The sequence below is a fragment of the Comamonas odontotermitis genome, from assembly GCF_020080045.1.
Lineage (GTDB): Bacteria > Pseudomonadota > Gammaproteobacteria > Burkholderiales > Burkholderiaceae_C > Comamonas > Comamonas odontotermitis.
In genome coordinates this window covers 991427-1012856 of sequence record NZ_CP083451.1, presented here as the reverse complement: position 1 = coordinate 1012856, position 21430 = coordinate 991427, and the positions used below count along the sequence as shown (strand labels likewise).

Genomic DNA, 21430 nt, shown 5'->3' with positions numbered 1-21430 from the left:
CGTTGAACCAAATTTCCGTCCGGAAGGACGCAGAAATATCCGCGCTGATGGCGCATCAGTCCATCCATACGGGCCCGCCATGTGGGATGCCGTGTAAACCACGCCGCCCCGTCAGCCCTTCTCGCTTGCGGCACACTAACAGCAATTCTGTATTTTTGACAAAATGCCATGCCCAGCAAAACCTTGAGCGCCCACGGCTACCTGCTCTACCCCAACCCACGCAACGAGCACCGCATCGTGTTCGAATACCACGTGTTCGTTCCCTACCCCTACGCGATCATCGATATTCCGGCCATGGATCTGGTGGGCAAGACCAGCGTCTATGCCGCCTGCCGCGAGACCGACCAGAAGATGGGCCAGGTGGTGACGTTTGAGCTCGAAGAGGATGTGGCCCGTTTCGAGAAGCGTTTCACACCGTAACCCAACAACTATCAAAACAATAGCTTCCTGCGCCTGATGGAGTAGCGCCGGAAGCTATTTTTTATGCTCATACCGTCTTATGCCACTTCTTGCACGCGGCGGTAGCCATCGGCGGCTGTCAGCAGCTGGCGAGCGTAGTCGGTCTGCACGGCACCGGCCCGTACTGCATCGGTACCAAGGCTTTCAACGATCCGGCCATGCTGCATGACCGAGAGCTGACTGCACAGGAATGCAACGACGGCCAGGTTGTGGCTGACAAGCAGCATGGTCAGGCCCCGCTCGTGGTGCAGCTTCTTGAGCAGGTTCAGAACCTCCGCCTGCACCGATACATCGAGCGCGCTGGTCGGCTCGTCGAGCAGCAGCACCTGCGGCTCCAGCACCAGGGCACGGGCGATGGCCACGCGCTGGCGTTGCCCACCCGAGAGCTGGTGCGGATAGCGATAGCGAAAGCTGGCGTCCAGCCCCACATCGGCCAGCGCCTGGGTCACGCGCTCGGCCACACGATCCAAGCCATGAATCAAAAGCGGCTCACGCAAGCTCTGGTCTACGGTGAGGCGCGGGTGCAGCGACGCATACGGGTCCTGAAACACCATCTGCACGGCACGGCGCTGCGCCTTGGGCATGTGCCTGGCAACCGGCTGACCGGCTACCTGCATCTGACCGCCACACAGCGGCGTCATGCCGCACAGCGCCCGCAACACGGTGGATTTGCCCGAGCCCGATTCGCCCACCAGCCCATAGGCCTGCCCCTGCGGCACCTGCAGGCTCACCCCGTGCACCACGGTCTTGAAGCCCTGGGGCGTTTCAAAACCGATGCTCACACCATTCACATCGATCATTGCAGACCTCCTGTCATGGCGGCCTGTGGCTCACGCCAGCGCGGGTCGCGCTGCATGGTGGGCAACCATGCCTGGTCCTGCTGCAAGCGGGGGCTGGCGGCCAGCAGGGCGCGTGTATAGGGGTGGGTGGCCTGGTTCAAGTCACCGGCCGCACAGGTATCCATCACCTGGCCAGCGTACATCACCACCACGCGGTCACAAAACTGGCTGACCAGTTCCAGATCATGGCTGATCAGGATGAGGCCAGTGTTGTGCCGGGCGATCAATTCGTCCATCACGCGCAGGGTCTGCATGGCCACCAGCACATCCAGCGCGCTGGTCGGCTCATCGGCAATCAGCAGCTTGGGGCCGGAAGAGACCATCATCGCAATCATCACGCGCTGGCCCATGCCGCCAGACAGCTCATGCGGATAGGCCTTGAGCACCTGCTCGGGATCGCGGATATGCACGGATTCGAGCGCCTGCACCATGCGCGCCTGCAGCGCCGCGCCCTTGAGGTGCGGCTCACGCAGGTGAAACGCCTCCTTGAGCTGGCTGGCAACGGTCATTACCGGGTTGAGGGAGTATTTAGGATCCTGCAGGATCATGCCGATATCGCGCCCGCACAGTTGGCGGCGCGCGGCAGGTTTCATCGCCAGCAGGTCGCGGCCTTCAAAGCGCATGTCGTCCGCCGACCACACCGCCCCCGGCGCCAGCATGCCCAGCAGCGCGCGGCCGGTGAGCGATTTGCCCGAGCCCGACTCACCCACAATACCCAGGCGCTCACCCGGCATCAGGGTGAGCGACAGGCCACGCACCACTTCGCGCAGCGCGCCGGTGGCGGTTGGAAAGCTGATGCGCAGATTGCGAATCTGCGCAAGCGGGGTGGGCGTATGCACTTCGGTATTCATGACGGAGCCCTCAGTCAGCATGGCGCGGGTCAAATACATCGCGCAGGCCGTCGCCCAGCAGGTTGAACGCGAGGCTCACGATCAGGATCGCGATACCCGGCACCGTGGCCACCCACCAGGCATCCACCAGCACATTGCGGCCCGATGCCACCATGAACCCCCATTCCGGGCTGGGCGGCTGCGCGCCCAGGCCCAGAAAGCCCAGGCCCGCCACGGTAAGGATGATGCCTGCCATATCGAGCGTGGCACGCACAATGACCGAAGACATGCACAGCGGCGTGATATAGCGCCACAGAATGCGTGCATGGCTTGCGCCCTGCAGCCGCGCGGCATGGATGTAGTCGCTCTCCACCACCTTCAAGGTCTCGGCCCGCGCCAGGCGCGCGTAGGCAGGCCAGGCGGTGATCGAAATTGCAATCACTGCATTGACCACACCCGGCCCCATGGCGGCGGCAAAGGCGAGCGCCAGCACAATCTTGGGAAAGGCCAGCGCAATATCGGTCACACGCATCAGCACCGTATCGACCCAGCCGCCAAAGTAGCCCGCCACCACGCCGATCAGCAAACCGATCGGCACCACGATCACCAGCACCAGCATGGCAATGACGAGTGTGAGGCGCGAGCCGTAGACAACGCGCGAGAAGATGTCGCGACCCAACTGATCGGTGCCCAGCCAGTGACCTGCACTGCCAATGGGCTGCAGGCGGTCGGCCAGCACCTGGGCGAGGGGATCGTGCGTAGCAATCCACGGTGCCAGCAGCGCCACCAGCAGCAAGACCACGAGCACCAAGAGGCCCGCCATGCTGAGCGGGTTGCGGGCAAAGCGGCGCGCGCGCCGGTACCACAACCCCCAGAAGGCCTGGCGCGGCGATGCAGGCGCATCGGACAGCAGCCAATCCCGCAGGGGTAGCCTGGATTCGGCAGACGTAGTGTTATCTAAATTCATAGCATTTCGCGCTTTATTGACAAGCGCCAACAGCTTTTTCTTCCATATTCAAGCCTTGCGGCGTGCACGCGGATCAAACACCGCGTACAGCACATCGGTCAGCAGGTTGATCACCACAAAGACGGTGCCGATCACCAGAGTGGAGCCCAGGATGGCGCTCATGTCGGCGTTCATCAGCGCGCCTGTCAGATACGAACCAATGCCTGGCCACGAAAAGACGATCTCCGTCAGCACCGAGCCTTCGAGCAGGTTGCCGTAGGTGAGCGCAATGACGGTGAGCAGCGGCACGGCGATATTGCGGCACGCGTGGCTCCATACCACGCGCCATTCGGGCACGCCCTTGGCGCGCGCGGTGATGATGTATTCCTGGCTCAGCTGCTCCAGCATGAAGGCGCGCGTCATGCGGCTCAAATACGCCACAGAGAAATAGCTCAGGATCAAAGTAGGCAGCGCAATGTGCCAGAGCGCATCGCCCAGCACGTCCCACTCGCCCGCCAGCGCGCTGTCGATCAGCAGACTGCCGGTCACCTCAGCCACCATGCCGTCGTACACCGGGTCGATGCGGCCCGGCCCGGGCAGCCAGCCGAGTTTGGCGTAGAACAGCATCAACCCCATCATGCCCAGCCAGAACACGGGCATGGAGCTGCCAATCAGGCTGACAAAGCGCGCAATATGGTCGGTGAGCTTGTTGTGACGCACCGCAGCGGCCACACCCAGCGGCACGCCCACCAGAACGCCCAGGATGGTGGCAAGCGTCGCCAACTCCAGCGTGGCGGGAAAGACGCGCTTGATGTCTTCCCACACCGGGTTGCTCGTCAGGATCGAGGTGCCCAGGTTGCCGTGGAGCACGTCGCGCACATACATTGCAAACTGCTGCCACAGCGGCTTGTCCAGCCCCATGGCCTCTTTGGCGGCGTTGTAGATATCGGGCGTGGCGCGGTCACCAACGACGGCCAGCACCGGATCGATCGGCACCATGCGGCCAATATAGAAGGTGATGGCCAGCAGGCCAAGCAAGGTGATGGCGAGCATCACCAGCCATTGCAGCAAGCCTTTGGCACGGCGCCACAGGCGCTGGCCCGCGCTGCGCTGTGCCACCGCTGGCGCAGCAGGGGTGGCGGTGACAGCAGAGGGAACGGAGGAAGTGCTGGAGGCCATAGAAAACCAGAATCACAAGGCTGACTGTGCAACCCCGGTGATCCGGGGCACACAGCACGGATGGCGCAGCGCGGGCACGCATCGACAGCGGCACGCGCCCTGCTGCTTCAACACTCAGTTCTTCTTGACGGAACGGTATTGCACCAGGTCATAGATCGGGCCGACCGTGAAATCCTTCACATTGCTCTGCATGGCCACCTGGCTGACCTTGTTGAACATGACGACGTATGGCGAAACCGGTTGAAAGTCCTTTTGCATCGCCTGGTACAGCGCTGCCCGTTTGGCGGTGTCCTGCTCGGCCAGCGCCTCGTCGGTGCGCTTCGTGAAATCCGGAATGTCCCAGGCATTGCGCCACGACAGCATCTTGTAGGGCGATGCATCGGAGTTATCCGGGTTCCAGGCAAAGCCCTGCGCGTTGGAGTGCGGATCGAGGTAATCGGCAGACCACTCGCCCATGTAGATGTCGTGCGTGCGGGCACGGTACTTGGCCAGGGTCTGCTTGTTGTCGGCAATGTTCAGCGTCAGCTTGATGCCGACCTTGGCCAGATCAGCCTGCACGGCCTGCGCGACCTCGTTGTAAGGATAGGTGTTACGCACCTCCATGGTCACGGCAAAGCCATCGGGCAGGCCCGCCTTGGCAAGCAGCGCCTTGGCCTTGGCCACGTCCTGCTTGTAGGGGTTGTTCTTCCAGGCGCCCAGCATGTTCGGGGGCAGGAAGGTCTGGTGCACGTTGTAGAGCGATTTGACGATATTCTTCTGGATACCGTCGTAGTCCACCGCGTAGCGCATGGCTTCGCGTACTTCGGGTTTAGCCAGATTGGGATTCTTCTGGTTCATGCCCATGTAGTACACCACGGCCTGCGGCACCGGCTGCAGCTTGACCTTGCCGGTTTTCTCCAGCGCCACCATATCGTCGGGGCTCAGCTCGCGGGCAATGTCCACATCGCCCTTCTCCAGCAGCAGGCGGCGGCCCGATGCCTCAGGCACATGGCGCAGCACCACGCGCTTCATTGCAGCAGGCGACCGATGGCCGTCAAAGCGGTCCAGGGTCAGGGTCTGGTTGGCAGTCCATTTGTTCAGCTTGAAGATACCCGAGCCTGCTTCGTTGGTCTTGAGCCAGCCATTGCCCATGTCATTGCCCTGCGCCTTTTCGGTGAGCAGCTTTTTGTCGACGATGGACGCAGGCCAGCTGCCCAGAATGGACAGTACGAAGGTCGGCGCGAACTTGCGGTCGGTGGTGACAGACACGGTATTCGCATCCACCAGCTTGACGTTCTGCAGCGCATTGTCCTTGGTCAACCCGATACCGGCCAGCACCACGGCCGCACCCTTGCCCAAAAGCGGCGTGCGTTGCAGCGACCAGGCCACATCTTCGGCAGTAACGGGGTTGCCTGAGTGGAACTTCTGGCCCTGGCGGATCTTGAACGTGAAGGTCTTGCCGTCTTCGCTCACGCTCCACGATTCGGCCATGTCGCCATCGAATTCGCCGGGTTTGGACAGATTGGCGCGAATCAGCCGGTCGTAGGTGTTGGCCAGGTACTCCATCGGCACCAGCTCATAGACTTCGGCCGGATCGAGGGTGGAGAATTCGTCAAGCGTGCCGGCCATCACCAGCATGTCCTTGGGAGTGGCCGCCTGCGCGAGGGGCAGCCAGCCCACAGCGGCGGCTCCGCACACCACGGCCGCAGCGGCGGCCAATACCTGTCTACGAATCATTGTCTGCATGGAAGACTCCTCTCTTGGGTATCTGAAAAGCGGAAATGCCGGAAAGGCCAAAAAACCTGGAAACCTGCAAAAGCACACAGCGTGCCAACCCCACTACGGATTGTTCAATCCATGAGCTTGGGCACGCCCCCGGCGCCATCTTCGATCAGTGGGTACTGCATGGCGCCAGGCAACTGGTAATGCCACCACTCGCTGGGAATGTGCTCAAACCCTGCCGACAGCATGATGCCCAGCAGCATCAGCCGGTTCTTTTGCACCTGCGCGGGCAGGCCAGCGCAAAAATGAAAGGATTCGGCCTGCATGGCATCAAAGCCGGTGCCCATGTCCATCTGCTGTCCGTTTTCGTCCAGCAGGCTGACATCGACCGCACAGCCGCGTGTGTGGTGTGAGCCGCGCTTGGGGTCGGCCACAAAAGTGGGATCCTGGGCATAGTCAAACAGAATCTGCTGCGCCTGCGCAGGCCGGTAGGCATCGAACACCAGCAGACGCACTCCCGCCTGGCGTGCCGAGAGCGAGGCGCGGGTCAGCGCCTTTTCGGCGTCAGGGTGGAGGTAGCAATAGGCGTTGCGGTAGACGGGCCGCCCCATGAAATTGTCTGCCGTGGCGTATGCCAGATACAGATGCACATCGTGGTCGTCTTCGGTAATGGAAACCAGGGAAGCAGTGGGCGCCATGAGATAGGTTTACCGCTCGTGCTAGCGCAGGCGGCGCTAGGGGCGTAGATGCGTCCTGCATCGTCAACCCGGCGGAGGTCATCGTAAAAACTGTTGATCACGATAACCAGATTCACGCGCCCCGCATGCTGGTGCTAACCCCTGTATCACCATGCGCTACACTTTTTGCATGCAAGACGGCAGCCAGATTTTCATCCCCGATTCCTTCATCGCCCTCCACCAGGGCCGCAACCACAAGCTGCTGACGCCGCTGGCCGAAGTGGCCGCCCGCTACGAGCTGTGCGAAGACCTCGCCCAGATGCTGGTGGAACAGGCGCAGATCCTCTACCACCAAAGCGCACCATCGGAAGCCGCCATCTTGAAGACCATGCTGATGGGCCTACAGGGCGAAGGTGCCGTGGTGACACAGCCCGAGGCACGCTGGGTGATTCTGCGCCTGGCCGAGCTGCTGGAGTGGAAGGCGCCAGAACTCGCCCAGCCAGAATCCTGATTTTCCCTCAAACAGGCTGCCTCGAAACCCATGCAAAAAGCCGCGCAAGGCAGGCTTGCGCGGCTTTTTTTGTACCCCAAAACGGCGGTCAACCGCCAGTCACGGGCGGAAAAAAGGCAATCTCGGCACCATCTTCAAGCGTGGCGTCTTCACCACCCATGGTCTGGTTGACCGCAATACGCACGGCCCTTCCACGCGCCAAGCAGGTGGCATAAGGTTCGCCGCGCGCCAGCAAGGCATCGCGCAACGCGCCTACATCGGCGGCATCCGTTTGCAAACTCTCGCTGCCCCGTCCAATGGCTTCGCGGATCGACGCGAAGTAACGCAGCTGAATGTTCTTCATCGACATGTGTTGACTCCCAAAGCCCTAGCCAGCTGTCAGCCCAGCAATTGCGCAAACGGAATGAATCGCACCAGATCACCCCGGGCTATCGTGGTACCGGCAGGATTGTCGACCAGCCCATCGGCCCACACTGCCGAGGTGAGCACGCCCGAGCTTTGGTTGGCAAAGCGTTCCAGGCCGCCATGTGCGTTGATGCGTGCACGCAGGAACTCCTGGCGCCTGTCGGCGCGCGGCCAGTCAAAATCGGCACGCATGGTGACAGCCTGCGGCGCGACATTCTGCATGCCTTGCAGACGCAGCACAAAAGGCCGTACGAGTAGCGCAAACGTCACAAAGCTCGATACCGGGTTGCCCGGCAAGCCAATGAAATGGGCACCGCCTACCTTGCCATAGGCAAACGGCTTGCCAGGCTTGATGGCGATGGCCCACAGATCGAGACTACCCAGCGCCTGCACGGCGGGCTTGATGTGGTCTTCTTCACCCACCGATACGCCGCCGCTTGTCAGCACCAGATCGCAATCCTGCGCGGCCGATTGCAATGCAGCCACCGTGGCTTCATAGCTGTCGGGAACGATACCCTGGTCGACCACCTCGCAGCCCAGCCTTTGCAGCATGGCGCGCAGAAAGAACCGGTTGCTGTTGTAGATGCTGCCCGCCGGCAGATCCTGCGGCACCACCTCGCCAGGCATGACCAGCTCGTCCCCGGTGGAGAACAGGGCTACACGCGGGCGCCGCGCCACCTGCAGGCTGGCGCAGCCAATGCTGGCGGCCAGGCCCAGTTCTGCGGGCGAAAGCCGCGTGCCAGCGGCAATGATGGTACTGCCGCGCGCAATGTCTTCGCCACTTTTGCGGATGTTCTGACCCATAACCACGGCAGCGTTGATCTGCACGCTGCCATCATCGCGAGGCGCGCATTCTTCCTGCATCACCACTGCATCAGCGCCCGCAGGCACGGGCGCACCGGTAAAGATGCGCGCTGCAGTACCTGCGGCCAAAGCCGTGCCTACACTGCCTGCCGCAATACGCTGGCTGACGGGCAGAACCGCGCCCGCCTCCGGTATATCGGCGGCACGCAATGCATAGCCATCCATTGCACTGTTGTCGAAGGACGGCACTTGCAGCGCCGACACCAGATCCTGCGCCAGTACGCGGCCGTCCGCGTCAAAGGTGCTCACCGACTCTGCAGCAGCAAGCTGCTTGGCCTGTGCCAGCAACTCGCCCAGGGCATCGGCCAGGGTCTTGAGTGGTGGTCGGGTGGATGGGTTCATCTCGGTAATCCTCAATCTTTCAAAGCTGCGCAGGCGGTGTCTGCGAACGCTTGCGCCATGGCGCCATGGTTTCCTGCATTCTGGCCTGTGCGAGCCCTATCTCTGTTTGACATGGGGCAGTGAAGCAATGCATCCGGTCTGCATCGGACTGCGGTTACCCAGCCATTTCATTGGAGAACACACAAGGCGGCGTATAGCCAAAGCGATCTGCATGTGCAAGCAGCCATTGCGCCACCGCTGCAGGCTCATCACGGGGCAGCACCGGTAAGTCGGTCGCCGGATTCAGGTGGCGGCCCGCCGAGTGCACCACGGCCTGCACGCAGCTGTCGTGCGGGTACAGCGGCGGCTTGCCATCTGGCGCAGGCGTGCCGGTCAGCACTTCCAGCTTGGGCAGGTCACAGCTCTTGAAGCCCTCAACCAGCACCCAGTCCACGCTGCTGTCCAGTTGCACAATCAATGCATGCACATCGGGCTCTTGCGGTTTGGGCAATTCGCGCATCAGCACCATGCGTTGGTCGGATGCCGCCAGCACCTCGTAAGCCCCAGCCTGTCGATGGCGCCAGGTGTCCTTGCCAGGGGTGTCGATGTCAAAACGGTGGTGCGTATGCTTGATGACCGATACACGCTGCCCACGGGCAATCAGCACCGGTATCACCTGCTCGATCAGGGTGGTTTTGCCGCTGCCCGAATAGCCCGCAAAACAGACCACCTGCATACAAACTCCTCTTTTGATAGCTACTGGCGCTTATGCATCAAGCGCCAGCTGCCCTTTTCACTTACACCTTGCAGGTCTCGGCAACCAGTGCCTTCACCTTTTCCACATCAGCCGCCATCACCACCACGCGCTTGGGCAGGTCTTCGATGCCATTGAACTTGGCAGGGCGGTCGGGCTGGCGGTGCAGCGCCTCTTCAATGGTGGCGGCAAACTTGATGGGCAGCGCAGTCTCCAGCACGATCATCGGCTCGGCGCCCAGGTGCTCGCGCGCCACCTTCACACCGTCTGCGGTATGGGTGTCGATCATCTGGCCAAAGCGCTCAAATGTGTCCTTGATGGTGGCAAGGCGGTCTGCATGGGTGCTCTTGCCGCTTTCAAAGCCGTATTTGACAGCGGCATCCTTGAAAGCCGGGTCGCCGCTCAGGTCGAACTTGCCTTGCTTGGCCACACCTTCGGCAAACAACTGCCGGGTGCGCGCACCGTCGCGTCCCACCAGATCGAACACGAAGCGCTCAAAATTGCTGGCCTTGCTGATGTCCATCGAGGGGCTCGATGTTTCGTAGGTGTTGGCCGCGCCGCGCACCTGGTAGATACCGGTGCGGAAGAACTCATCGAGTACATCGTTTTCGTTGGTGGCCACCACCAGCTTGGCAATCGGCAGACCCATCTGGCGCGCGACATGGCCTGCGCAGATGTTGCCGAAGTTGCCGCTGGGCACGGTAAAGCTCACCTTTTCCGCATTGCTCTTGGTGGTCTGCAGGTAGCCAGCAAAGTAATACACCACCTGCGCCAGAAGACGTGCCCAGTTGATGGAGTTGACGGTGCCGATCTTGTACCTGGCCTTGAAGGCATGGTCGTTGCTCACGGCCTTGACGATGTCCTGGCAGTCGTCAAATACGCCTTCAATGGCGATGTTGTGGATGTTTTCGTCCTGCAGGCTGAACATCTGCGCCTGCTGGAATGGGCTCATGCGGCCATGCGGACTGGTCATGAAAACGCGCACGCCCTTCTTGCCGCGCATGGCGTATTCGGCTGCGCTGCCGGTGTCGCCGCTGGTGGCGCCCAGAATGTTCAGCTCTTCGCCGCGGCGAGCCAGTTCGTATTCGAACAGGTTGCCCAGCAGTTGCATGGCCATGTCCTTGAAGGCCAGCGTCGGGCCGTTGGAGAGGGCTTCGATCAGCAAGTTGCCATCCAGCTGGCGCACCGGCACGATGGCGTCGGTGCCGAACACCTCCCGGGTGTAGGTCTTGGCGCAGATGGCCTTCAGGTCGGCTGCAGGAATGTCGTCGATATAGAGCGACAGTATCTCGAACGCGAGGGCCGCGTAGCCTTGGCTCGCCAGGGTAGTGCGCAGCTGGGCCAGCTTGGCTTCATCGATCTGCGGATATTCCACCGGCAGGTACAGGCCGCCATCGGGCGCCAAGCCTTCAAGCAGGATATCGCAGAAACGTTTTTGTTCGGCATGGCCGCGCGTGGAGAGATACAGCATGGATGGAGCAGATGGTTGGAATGCAGCCCTCACGGGCCTGAAATCAGCCGCCTATTATCGGTCAGCCGCCAGTACTGGTGCGCTTTAGGTTCAATTGGTGGCTACTACGCAAAGACAAAGGGCCCCGGCGGGCCCTTTGTATGCAGAAAGCATTGCAAGACAGTCAGGGCTGTACACCCATGCGCTGCAGCTCGCGCCTTGCGTGGAAGGCCCGCCAGTAGTCCACCATCAACTCGGCAAAGGCGTCGTTTTTCATCTTCTTCACACCCTTGAGCATCAGCACCATGCGGTGCTTTTTCTTGACGTATTGCCCACGTCTGCGCCCCACGCCCAGGGCAGGTGGCACCACGCCTTGCTCCAGCGGCAGGGTGATGGTGAGCATGTGGTTGGCCTGGGTGAACTGGAAGTCGTCAATCGCCGACCATGGCAGCAGCTCCTGCGCCTTGAACATTTGCACGCCTTCGGGAGCCAGTACCAATGCGGGCTCCTTGCCATCCCGTGAAAACAGGAATGCGAAATAGGCGCAGGCCAGCCCCGCCAACAGAACGCCCACACCATAGAGCTGACCATTCCTGCTGTTGAACAGGAACGCAGCCCCTGCCACGCAGACCACGGTGAAGAAGACAAAGAGCCCGGTTTGAAACCAGGAACGCTCATAGATCACGGTCTGCTCGCGCCCCAAGGCCGCGATCTCCTGCAACTCGGCAATCTTGGCCGCTCGTGCAGATGCTGCAACACTGGTCAGCTCGCTTTGCAAGGCCGCATTCACGTCCGCCACTGGCGCAGGTGACACACTACCCGCCATGGTGCCACCAGTTGCCGCAGCGGGTGCCGCACCCTGCTCCAGGCCAAATTCCTGCAACAAACGGCTGCCCTGCGAATCCATGGCCCGGCCCAGCAGCTCCGGAGTGATGGGCACGCCCAGCGCATCCAGCCGCACGGCCAGTTCCGGATGGGTATCGGTCGGGTGCGACTGGCGATTTTCCAGGTGCTGGCTCGGGTCTGCCATGCCCTTGCTGGCCACCAGTTGGCGTACATGGCCCACGATGCCGCCCTCCACCGTCTGGCCCTGGTCCCAGTTCATCTCCAGCGCTTCGCTCACGTGGGGCTCAAGCGCGGTGATGCGCAAAAGTGACGAAGCAACGGCCTGCGGGCCGACCACACTGGCGCCCACGGCATCGGCCGCCAGTTCGCGCTTGCGCCCCCAAAAGCGCACCGCCTCGTGAAAGCTGTCGAGAAACATCTCGCCAAACAGGGTAGCCGGGCGGCGCAGGAAGTCCATCCAGGACTCTTCGTGCTTTTCTCCGCCACTGATGGCCACCAGGTGGTTGATGGTGGCGGCATAGATCGGCGAGAAACGCTGGCTATAGAGCGTGTCTTCTCCAATGAAGTGGCCCAGTTCGTGGCCAATGACCGAGGCCACCTCTGCCGCATTGAGGAACGCCATGTACGGCAAGGGCAGATACAGCACGCGCCCCGCGGGCACCATGCTGCCATTGCTGAGCCGAACAGGGTGCTCCGTCACAAAGAACCCTTCATTGAGGCCGACGACAATGCTGTCAGGCATGCCCGCGCCGGTCTTGCTAGCCACGCGGTCGACAAAGGCCCACAGCTCAGGCGCCTTCTCGCGTGCGAGTGCCTGGCCCATCACCTCGATAGGCTCGTTTTCCATTGCCTTGCGGGATGCCTTCCACACATCCCACAGCACCTTGCAGCCCGAAAACAGCAGAAACAGCGCCAAGCCTCCCAGCACGAGCATGAATTTCATGTCGCCCTTGCTGTACCGGTTGTGGCGCAGGATGGGCATCATCTCGTACACCAGAAGCGGAATGGCGGCGGCAAACAGCAGCAGCACCATCACCACCATGTAGGTCGGCAGCAGCTTGCGGCCCTTTTCAAATGTGGCCAGCAATTGCTCGCGCGACTGCATCGCCTTCTTGCCCATGGCACTCTGATAGAACACGCCAAACGCCGACCACAGCAGCGCCAGCACGCTGAAAGCCATGGTGCAGCCCGCCAGCGTTGGCTTTAGATTGCGGGTGGTCACGTTCAAGCCACCGGCCTTCAGTTCGGCCAATGCGCGTTCGTAGCGGCTGCGCATCAGCCTTGCATCCACGCTGCGACCCTCGCTGTCCTTCACCGTTGCCCGGCCTCGGGGGCTGGTTTCTTCAATCGCCTTGAGTTCCTGCACGACCTGTTCGTAGGCGGCAATCGTTGCCTGCACATCCACCGACGCGCCTGCCCGCGACCATTGCCACATGCCGACGAGCAGCATGATCAGTGGAATACCAAACAACACCGCCCAACGCTTGGCCCGTGCAGCCCATTTCTTATCAGTCTCAGACATGCCTGCTCTCACTCCTTGTTATGTAGCAGGTCGCTAAACCTACCATGGTTCTAAGCGATTGATAATAACGAGTAATTTTTGAAACAATATGGCGAAAAAATAAACAATAGGTAAAAAGAAAACCGCCAGCGGCACAAGGCCGGTGACGGTTGACAGGTGAACTGCGCGCAGGCTTAGTTCAGCTCTTCCTTGCGGATGCGGGTGATGGGCGCCAGCACCGTGGGCAGGCCCTGGATTTCGGCCAACGCCTTGTCCATATCGCCTTCGCGGGTGTCGTGGGTCAGGATAATCAGATCTGTTTGCGTCGATCCTTCGCCTCCCACCTCATCGGCTTCACGCTGCAGCACGGCATCGATGCTGATGCCTGCATTGGCCAGAATGCCTGTTACCTTGGCCAATACGCCAGCCTCGTCGGCCACGCGCATCCGCAGGTAATAGCTGGTGACCACTTCGGCCATGGGCAGCACGGGCAGATCCTGCCCCGCCTCTCGCAAGGTGCTGCTCTGGAAGGCAAGGGGCGGCACGCGGTGGGCTGCATCTGCACCGTCCAGGCGGGCGATATCGACCAGATCGGCAATCACGGCCGAAGCGGTGGGCTCCGAGCCTGCGCCCTTGCCGTAATAAAGCGTAGTGCCTACGGCATCGCCATGCACCACCACAGCGTTCATGGCGCCTTCCACATTGGCAATCAGGCGCTTGGCTGGCACCAGCGACGGGTGCACACGCAATTCGATGCCCTTTTCGGCACGCTTGGTAATGCCCAGCAGCTTGATGCGGTAACCCAGTTGCTCTGCGTATTTGATATCCACCGACGACAGCTTGGTGATGCCTTCGACATAGGCCTTGTCGAACTGCACAGGAACGCCAAAGGCGATGGCACTCATCAAGGTGGCCTTGTGGGCAGCGTCCACCCCTTCGATATCGAAGGTTGGATCGGCTTCGGCGTAGCCCAGGCGTTGCGCCTCCTTCAGCACCACGTCAAAATCCAGACCCTTGTCGCGCATTTCGGACAGGATGAAGTTTGTGGTGCCGTTGATGATGCCGGCTATCCACTGAATCTGGTTGGCGGTGAGGCCTTCACGCAGTGCCTTGATGATGGGAATGCCGCCTGCCACAGCAGCTTCATAGGCCACCATCACACCTTTTTCCGCAGCTGCCTTGAAGATTTCGGAGCCATGCACCGCCAACAGCGCCTTGTTGGCCGTCACCACATGCTTGCCTGCGGCAATGGCCTCCAGCACCAGGGCCTTGGCAATGCCATAGCCACCGATCAGCTCCACCACCACGTCGATATCGGGGTTGGCGATCACATCACGTGCGTCCTTGACGACCTTGGCATGCTCGCCCACCACGGCGCGGGCGCGGGTTTCGTCCAGATCGGCCACCATGGTGATTGCAATTTCGCGGCCAGCGCGGCGACGAATCTCGTCATGGTTACGTTGCAACACGCCAAAGACACCGCTGCCCACGGTGCCGATGCCCAACAAGCCAACTTGGATCGGTTTCATAAGTCTCTACAAATAGTTCGCAGTAAAAAACACTCTGACGCTTATCTGGTAAGCGCCGGTAGCTATCAAATTGAATACAGCTGACACAGACCCTGCCTGCACAGGACGACCACCCGAAGGAAGGCGCCCTGTACCGCCCGCACGGCTCAGGCTGCCTTGCTGGCCTTGGCCAGCTTGGCCGGTGCTTCGGCTGCAGGCACCACAGCCAGCTTGTCCGTGCCAAAGCGCTGGCGGTATTTGGCCAAAAAGCCAGCCAGGCGGTTGATGGCTTCCTTCAGATCCGGCTCATGCGGCAGGAAGACAATGCGGAAATGGTCTGGTTGAGGCCAGTTGAAGCCCGTGCCCTGCACCAGCATCACCCGGGTTTCCTTCAGTACCTGCAGGAAGAATTCCTGATCGTCCTGGATCGGGTACACCTTCGGATCGAGGCGCGGAAACATATAGAGCGCGCCCTGGGGCTTGACACAGCTGACACCGGGAATGGCATTGATCATCTCCCATGCCATGTCGCGCTGCTTGCGCAGGCGGCCGCCCTCCTGCACCAGCTCGTCGATGCTCTGGTGACCACCCAGTGCCGTCTGCACCGCCCACTGGCCTGGCACATTGGCGCACAGGCGCATGTTCGACAGCATGTTCAGGCCTTCGATGTAGTCGGAAGCGCCCGATTTATCGCCCGAGATCACCATCCAGCCAGCACGGTAGCCACAGCTGCGGTATGCCTTGGACAGCGAGTTGAAGGTGATCGTCAGCACATCCTGCGACAGGCTTGCGATTGGCGTGTGCACGGCATCGTCGTACAGCACCTTGTCATACACCTCGTCGGCAAACACCACCAGGCCGTGCTCGCGAGCGATGTCAATGATCTGCAGCAGCAGCTCCTTGCTGTAGAGCGCGCCGGTAGGGTTGTTGGGGTTGATGACCACAATACCCTTGGTACGCGGCGTGATCTTGGCGCGGATGTCTGCCAGATTGGGCATCCAGCCGTTGTCTTCGTCGCACATGTAGTGCACTGGCGTGCCACCCGACAGGCTGCTGGCAGCCGTCCACAGTGGGTAATCTGGAGCGGGCAGCAGCATTTCGTCGCCAGAGTCCAGCAAGGCGTTGGTCGCCAGGCTGATCAGCTCGGACGCACCGTTGCCCAGATAGATATCGTCCAGCGTCACGCCCTTGATGCCCAGGCGCTGGGTTTCATGCATCACCGCCTTGCGCGCCGCAAAAATGCCCTTGCTGTCCGAGTAGCCCGCCGAATTGGGCAGGTTGCGGATCATGTCCTGCTGCACTTCCTCAGGTGCATCAAAGCCGAAAACCGCCAGATTGCCGATGTTGAGCTTGATGATCTTCTGGCCTTCGTCTTCCATCCGCTTGGCCGCGTCCATGATGGGCCCTCGGATGTCGTAACAAACATTGGCCAGCTTGGCGGATTTATGAATGGTCTTCATGACAGAAAGCACTACCTTTGAAAACGAGGGATTGCAGCCCGTTGGCAGCAGGTCGGCAGAGACTGCCCGCACCCGATAACCACAGAACCGACGAGGTGAAACCTATAATTTGACCACAGTTCTTCACCGATACCACAGTGTAGTGGTACCCAATGGATCGTACTGCCTTGCCGGAGTACGAATGCCACCTCGCCCGAAAGCCCGCTCCCATGAAATTCCAACCCGACAAATCCAACACGTTGACCGTCACGGGCTATGACCGCGGCTGGATCGCCGTGGACAAGCAGCGCTATGAGCACAGCCTGGTGGTCTGCTCCAATGGCACCTTGCAACCCTGGAACTGCAACAGCTTTGCCGACCTGGGGCCCGCCCATTTTGCGCAGCTGGCGGACTTCGATGTGGAGACCATCATTTTTGGCAGTGGCAATTGCTTACGTTTTCCTTCGCCCGCCTGGCTGGCGCCACTGATCGCCCAGCGCATCGGCTTCGAGACCATGGATACCCCTGCGGCATGCCGCACCTACAACGTGCTCGCTGGAGAAGGCCGGAAGGTGTTGCTGGCCGCCGTGGTGGAAGTGCCTGCCGGATAGCCACAATCGATAGCCTGTGATTATCAGGGGGGCTCGATAAATATTTCGATTCAGGGTAAAATAGCAGCTTGCGGTCGTGGGCCTGAATAATAACTATATGAGCACTTTGATTCCTGCGGCCTTTTTGCGATTACTCCGGAGAAAATAGAGCGCTATGGCTGTTGTTGTCAACAAATCCCTGCCAGAATTTGAAGCACAAGCTACGGGAGGCCAGAAGGTTTCCAATGCATCGCATCAGGGGCAAATTCTGGTGCTGTACTTCTACCCAAAGGATAACACTCCCGGCTGCACCACCGAGGCCATGCAGTTCCGCGACAAGTACGCGGACTTCGTGAAGGCGGGTGCGGCGGTGTTCGGTGTATCGCGCGACAACATGAAATCGCACGATGACTTCAAGGGCAAGCTTGAGCTGCCTTTTGAGCTGATCGCCGACACCGAGGAGAAGCTCTGCCACATGTTCGGCGTGGTCAAGAACAAGATCATGTACGGCAAGAAGGTCAAGGGCATCGAGCGCTCGACCTTCCTGGTAGGCCCTGATGGCGTCCTCGTGCAGGAATGGCGTGGCCTGAAGGTTCCCGGGCACGTGGAAGAAGTGCTCAAGGCTGTCAAATCGATGAAGGCTGCGCAGAAAAAGGCTGCATAAGCCAGTCCTGCGCGATTCATCGTGCCTTTGCGGCGCATCGCCTGTCATGCAGGGGTGCGCCGTTGCCGTCTGTACGATGACAGAAATTTGACATTTTTCTGTCCGGCAGAATGTGCATAATGGACTCATATGTTTGAGCCCGGAATGCGTTGCTGCCCTATCGATCTTCAAAAAGGCTGTCTTGCTTGCGAGATGGCCTTTTTTGCTTTGGCAGGCCTGCATTCCGATGTGGATATCGCCCCTTTGGCGAGTAATTGATAAAGGCCTTTTGCTTCATGCCTCTGCCTCCCGCACCTACCGGACGCGCCAGCCGGCTTTCCTCCAGCGACCTGGCCACCAAGGCTTCCGCCAAGACGCGCAAATCCACCGGCCCCGTGATCGGCGATGTCTCTGACCTCGCATTGGAGTTGGAGCCCGCCCAGATCGCTGCAAGCGCCCAAGCGCTGCAACGCACACCGGCAACGGGCACCAAGCCAGCCCGCTCACCCAAGGCAGCAGCCAAGGCCGCCAAGGCGACCACTGCCAACACCCCCACGGCCCCTGCCAAATACATAGTGGCCGACAGCGCCGTGCCTGCCAGCAAGCCTGCCAAGGTGCGCAAGACCGGCAGCGGTGTCGCCAAGCTGTTTGTGCTGGATACCAATGTGCTGCTGCATGACCCGAGCAGCCTGTTCCGCTTCGAGGAAAACGACATCTACCTGCCGATGATCGTGCTGGAAGAGCTCGATGCGCACAAGAAGGGCATGACCGAAGTGGCTCGCAATGGCCGCCAGGCAAGCCGCACGCTCGATGCACTGGTCGCCACGCAGGAATCGCAACTGGCCCAGGGCATTCACCTCGATGCCACCGGCCAGAAAGGCGCGACCGGGCGCCTGTTCTTCCAGACCGAGCCGCTCCACTACCACCTCCCTGAAAGCCTGCCGCAAGGCAAGGCCGACAACCAGATCCTGGGCGTGGTCGAGGCCCTGCGCCAGCGCCACCCGGAACGCCCGGTGGTGCTGGTGTCCAAGGACATCAACATGCGCGTCAAGGCGCGTGCGCTGGGCCTGGAAGCCGAGGACTACCAGAATGACAAGACGCTGGAAGACGGCGACATGCTCTACACCGGCATGTTGCAGCTCCCGCTGGATTTCTGGGCCAAGGTGGGCAAGAAGGTGGAAAGCTGGCAGTCCGGTGCATCCACCTGCTACCGCATCAGCGGCGCGATCACGCAGCAGTTGCACATCAACCAGTTCGTGTACTACGAAGCACCGGGCGAAAACAGTCTGTTTGCCCGCGTGATCGAAATCCGCGACAAGACTGCCGTGCTGGAGACCCTGAAGGACTACGGCCACCAGAAGAACAACGTCTGGGGCGTAACCACCCGCAACCGCGAGCAAAACTTCGCGATGAATCTGTTGATGGACCCGGACGTGGACTTCGTCACCCTGGCTGGTACGGCCGGTACCGGCAAGACCTTGATGGCGCTTGCCGCCGGTCTGACGCAGGTGCTGGACGAGCGCCGCTACAGCGAAATCATCATGACCCGCGCCACCGTGAGTGTGGGCGAGGACATCGGCTTTCTGCCCGGTACCGAGGAAGAGAAGATGGGCCCCTGGATGGGCGCGCTGGACGACAACCTGGAGTTTCTGGCCAAGGGCGATGGCGGTAATCCTGGTGAATGGGGCCGCTCGGCCACCAATGACCTGATCCGCAGCCGCATCAAGATCAAGAGCATGAACTTCATGCGCGGCCGCACCTTCCTCAACAAGTACGTCATCATCGACGAGGCGCAGAACCTGACGCCCAAGCAGATGAAGACCTTGATCACACGCGCTGGCCCTGGCACCAAGATCATCTGCATGGGCAATCTGGCCCAGATCGATACGCCGTACCTGACCGAAGGCTCATCGGGCCTGACCTATGTGGTTGACCGCTTCAAGGGCTGGCCACACAGCGGCCATATCACCCTGGCACGCGGAGAGCGCTCGCGCCTGGCCGATTTTGCCAGCGATGTGCTGTAAGTCATTGCTATGTAATTGATAGCGACAGGCGCTTGACTGCAAAGCGCCAGAAGCAAAAACCATCAAAAAAGCACCTTCCACAGGTGCTTTTTCTTTGGCTGCATGTCAGAGCGTCATCAGGCTCCGGTACCGCGAATCTGGTCCAGGCTGCGCGAAGGCGTGATGGCCTGCGGATCCAGCTTGCAATGCACGATCACTGGCAGTTGGTACTCGGCCGCCCAGGCGCGCATGGCGGCCAGAGCGGGGGCAAACTCTTCTGTACTGTCCACGCGCATGCCATTGCCGCCAAAAGCCTTGGCGTAGGCCACAAAGTCAGGGTTGCGCAACTCGGTGGCGCTCACGCGGTTGGGGTAGTCACGCTCCTGGTGCATACGGATCGTGCCGTACATGCCGTTGTCGATCAGCAGCACCACAACGGGCAAGTGGTACTGCACTGCCGTCGCAAACTCCTGGCCGTGCATCAGAAAATCGCCGTCGCCCGCAATGCACACCACACTGCGATCTGCCCACAGCCGCTTGGCGCCCACCGCAGCCGGAAAACCATAGCCCATGCTGCCACTGGTGGGCGCGAGCTGGCTGCCATAGCTGGTAAAGGGCCAGAACCGGTGCACCCAGGTGGCAAAGTTGCCAGCGCCGTTGCACCACACGGTATCGGAGGGCAGCACTTCGCGCACATGCGCCATCAACTGGCCCATCTGCAAATTTCCCGGCACCTGGATGGGCGCCGGATTGCTCCAGGCCAGGTAATCCGCGTGGGCCAGCACTACCAGCTCTCGGCGCGCTTCACTGGCGTGCGCCGCAGGCTGGCTGGCAAGCGCTGCGCAGAAGCTGTCTGGCGCAGCCACAATGGCCAGATCGGCCTGGTACACGCGGCCCAGCTCGTCTGGATCGGGGTGGATATGGATCAACTGCTGGCCTTGCGACGCCGGAATGCCCAGCAGGCTGTAACCCTGCGACGGCACCTCGGACATGCGCCCGCCCAGCAACACCACCAGATCGGCGCGCTTGACGCGCTCGATCAGCTTGGGATTGACGCCCAGGCCCACATCGCCCGCGTAATTGGGGTGGTTGGCCGGAAACACCATCTGCCTGCGGAAGGAACACGCTACCGGCACGGCATGGGCGGCGGCAAAGGCTGCAATGTCCTGGTGGGCCTGCGTATTCCAGCGCGAACCGCCTGCAATGATGATGGGATTGCTGGCTGCGGCAAGCTTGGCAACCACGGTCTGTACATCGGCATCTGCCGCGTTGGCGGGTGCCGCCTGGTACGGCCTGGCATCCGGTACCGACACAGTATCGCGCAGCATGTCTTCGGGCAGAGCGATCACCACCGGCCCCGGACGGCCACTGGTGGCTACGGCGAATGCGCGGGCAATGATCTCGGGCACGCGCGCCGCATCATCGATCTCGGTCGCCCACTTCACCATGGGGCCGAAGACGGCGCGGTAATTGAGCTCCTGAAAGGCTTCGCGGTCGCGCGCGCTGCGCTCGATCTGGCCGACAAACAGAATCATCGGCGTTGAATCCTGCATTGCCACATGCAAGCCCGCCGACGCATTGGTGGCGCCCGGGCCGCGTGTCACCATGCAGATGCCAGGACGGCCGGTGAGCTTGCCCTGCGCCTCGGCCATCATTGCTGCACCGCCTTCCTGGCGGCAGATGGTGGTGTCGATGGGCGCATCGTACAGAGCGTCCAGAACGGCCAGAAAGCTCTCGCCCGGTACAGTGAAGATCTGCTGGGTGCCGTGGATCACCAACTGGTCCACCACCAGCTGGCCGCCAGTGCGCTGGATATTTGCCTGTGTCATTTTTTTGTCTCCTTGTTGAAATCGAAAGAAAATTGCTCCCCACGCTTGCCCACTTCGTGTGGCCGCTGCCCCTCCAAGAGGGGCGCTTTTCATCTTGGGGCGGCCCGGCGATGAAAAATTGCTCCCCACGCTCAC

At 61.0% G+C, this 21430-nt stretch carries 19 protein-coding genes; 5 read left to right on the top strand and 14 right to left on the bottom strand.

The window, feature by feature from the left end:
- Positions 1-168: 168 nt before the first annotated feature.
- Positions 169-420 (top strand): hypothetical protein, encoded by a 252-nt coding sequence (locus tag LAD35_RS04725; protein WP_224151556.1) that lies wholly within the window; start codon positions 169-171, stop codon positions 418-420.
- 77 nt (positions 421-497) lie between these two features.
- Here LAD35_RS04725 and LAD35_RS04720 read toward each other — a convergent pair whose 3' ends face one another.
- The 6 genes from LAD35_RS04720 to ddpX form a co-directional block, all read right to left on the bottom strand.
- Positions 498-1259 (bottom strand): ABC transporter ATP-binding protein, encoded by a 762-nt coding sequence (locus LAD35_RS04720; protein ID WP_224151555.1) that lies wholly within the window; start codon positions 1257-1259, stop codon positions 498-500.
- Positions 1256-2170: an ABC transporter ATP-binding protein gene (locus LAD35_RS04715; protein ID WP_396022769.1), complete on the bottom strand. Its 915-nt coding sequence runs from the start codon at positions 2168-2170 to the stop codon at positions 1256-1258. The genes LAD35_RS04720 and LAD35_RS04715 overlap by 4 nt, the downstream gene beginning before the upstream one ends.
- Positions 2160-3095, bottom strand: a complete 936-nt coding sequence (gene nikC / locus LAD35_RS04710) for a nickel transporter permease (RefSeq protein WP_224151554.1) — start codon at positions 3093-3095, stop codon at positions 2160-2162. Before nikC ends, LAD35_RS04715 begins: the two co-directional genes overlap by 11 nt.
- A gap of 48 nt (positions 3096-3143) precedes the next feature.
- Positions 3144-4253, bottom strand: a complete 1110-nt coding sequence (locus tag LAD35_RS04705; protein WP_263434666.1) for an ABC transporter permease — start codon at positions 4251-4253, stop codon at positions 3144-3146.
- 114 nt (positions 4254-4367) lie between these two features.
- Positions 4368-5978, bottom strand: a complete 1611-nt coding sequence (locus tag LAD35_RS04700; RefSeq protein WP_224151553.1) for an ABC transporter substrate-binding protein — start codon at positions 5976-5978, stop codon at positions 4368-4370.
- Between the two features lie 104 nt (positions 5979-6082).
- Positions 6083-6652 carry a D-alanyl-D-alanine dipeptidase gene (gene ddpX / locus LAD35_RS04695; protein ID WP_224151552.1) on the bottom strand — a complete coding sequence of 190 codons (570 nt, stop codon included), beginning with the start codon at positions 6650-6652 and terminating at the stop codon, positions 6083-6085.
- 169 nt (positions 6653-6821) lie between these two features.
- On the opposite strand from ddpX, the gene LAD35_RS04690 reads away from it, so the two are divergent.
- Complete coding sequence (locus tag LAD35_RS04690) at positions 6822-7142, top strand: hypothetical protein (protein ID WP_224152583.1); 321 nt, start codon at positions 6822-6824, stop codon at positions 7140-7142.
- A gap of 88 nt (positions 7143-7230) precedes the next feature.
- Here LAD35_RS04690 and moaD read toward each other — a convergent pair whose 3' ends face one another.
- The 7 genes from moaD to LAD35_RS04655 all read right to left on the bottom strand — a co-directional run bounded on the left by moaD (position 7231) and on the right by LAD35_RS04655 (position 16251).
- Positions 7231-7491, bottom strand: a complete 261-nt coding sequence (moaD, locus tag LAD35_RS04685) for a molybdopterin converting factor subunit 1 (RefSeq protein WP_224151551.1) — start codon at positions 7489-7491, stop codon at positions 7231-7233.
- Between the two features lie 29 nt (positions 7492-7520).
- Complete coding sequence (locus tag LAD35_RS04680) at positions 7521-8753, bottom strand: molybdopterin molybdotransferase MoeA (protein WP_224151550.1); 1233 nt, start codon at positions 8751-8753, stop codon at positions 7521-7523.
- A gap of 154 nt (positions 8754-8907) precedes the next feature.
- On the bottom strand, positions 8908-9468 hold the full coding sequence (gene mobB / locus LAD35_RS04675) for a molybdopterin-guanine dinucleotide biosynthesis protein B (RefSeq protein ID WP_224151549.1): 561 nt from the start codon (positions 9466-9468) through the stop codon (positions 8908-8910).
- 61 nt (positions 9469-9529) lie between these two features.
- Positions 9530-10957, bottom strand: coding sequence for a threonine synthase (gene thrC / locus LAD35_RS04670; protein ID WP_224151548.1), 1428 nt, complete (start codon positions 10955-10957; stop codon positions 9530-9532).
- A gap of 163 nt (positions 10958-11120) precedes the next feature.
- Positions 11121-13304 (bottom strand): M48 family metallopeptidase, encoded by a 2184-nt coding sequence (locus LAD35_RS04665; RefSeq protein WP_224151547.1) that lies wholly within the window; start codon positions 13302-13304, stop codon positions 11121-11123.
- A gap of 173 nt (positions 13305-13477) precedes the next feature.
- Positions 13478-14812 carry a homoserine dehydrogenase gene (locus LAD35_RS04660; RefSeq protein ID WP_224151546.1) on the bottom strand — a complete coding sequence of 445 codons (1335 nt, stop codon included), beginning with the start codon at positions 14810-14812 and terminating at the stop codon, positions 13478-13480.
- A 146-nt stretch (positions 14813-14958) separates the two neighbouring features.
- A complete protein-coding gene (locus LAD35_RS04655; protein WP_224151545.1) occupies positions 14959-16251 on the bottom strand; it encodes a pyridoxal phosphate-dependent aminotransferase in 1293 nt (430 codons plus the stop codon).
- A gap of 209 nt (positions 16252-16460) precedes the next feature.
- Between LAD35_RS04655 and LAD35_RS04650 the strand changes: the two genes are divergently transcribed.
- The 3 genes from LAD35_RS04650 to LAD35_RS04640 all read left to right on the top strand — a co-directional run bounded on the left by LAD35_RS04650 (position 16461) and on the right by LAD35_RS04640 (position 19487).
- Positions 16461-16841, top strand: a complete 381-nt coding sequence (locus LAD35_RS04650; RefSeq protein ID WP_224151544.1) for an Mth938-like domain-containing protein — start codon at positions 16461-16463, stop codon at positions 16839-16841.
- A 154-nt stretch (positions 16842-16995) separates the two neighbouring features.
- Positions 16996-17484, top strand: coding sequence for a peroxiredoxin (locus tag LAD35_RS04645; RefSeq protein ID WP_224151543.1), 489 nt, complete (start codon positions 16996-16998; stop codon positions 17482-17484).
- 275 nt (positions 17485-17759) lie between these two features.
- Positions 17760-19487 carry a PhoH family protein gene (locus LAD35_RS04640; protein ID WP_224151542.1) on the top strand — a complete coding sequence of 576 codons (1728 nt, stop codon included), beginning with the start codon at positions 17760-17762 and terminating at the stop codon, positions 19485-19487.
- Between the two features lie 116 nt (positions 19488-19603).
- On the opposite strand, the gene LAD35_RS04635 is transcribed toward LAD35_RS04640, so the two are convergent.
- On the bottom strand, positions 19604-21295 hold the full coding sequence (locus LAD35_RS04635) for a thiamine pyrophosphate-binding protein (protein WP_224151541.1): 1692 nt from the start codon (positions 21293-21295) through the stop codon (positions 19604-19606).
- Between the last annotated feature and the right edge of the window lie 135 nt (positions 21296-21430).